This is a genomic window from Blautia sp. DFI.1.216 (assembly GCF_020594215.1).
Classification (GTDB): domain Bacteria; phylum Bacillota; class Clostridia; order Lachnospirales; family Lachnospiraceae; genus Blautia_A; species Blautia_A wexlerae.
Genome location: NZ_JAJDML010000225.1, coordinates 1 through 272, shown reverse-complemented (window position 1 = coordinate 272; position 272 = coordinate 1). Strand labels below are relative to the sequence as shown.

General features: G+C 46.7%; 1 protein-coding gene. It reads left to right on the top strand.

Translation table 11 applies throughout. The features are described 5' to 3' along the window. Window positions 1–54: 54 nt before the first annotated feature. A partial coding sequence (locus LJE11_RS19530; protein WP_227296449.1) for a hypothetical protein occupies window positions 55–272 on the top strand: 218 nt, incomplete at its 3' end.

Below are 272 nucleotides of genomic sequence, written 5' to 3'. Positions count from 1 at the left end.
ATGGATTTTATCGGGAATGATTTTGCCATATTCGACAATATAGGAGATATTCCCTTGTTTGGTTACCCTACGCGTCTGAATGCGTCTTGCCTGACACTTTGCCTGAAAGGGCATTGCCGGATACGCATCAATCTGAAAGAGCATGAACTAACCGCAGGTGTCCTGGTGGTCACGCTGCCCGAGCAGATATTGCAGCAAGTGGAGCGCTCGGATGATTTTACCGGAGTTTTCATTGTAGTATCCGGACAGTTCATTGATGATGTACTTCCTAC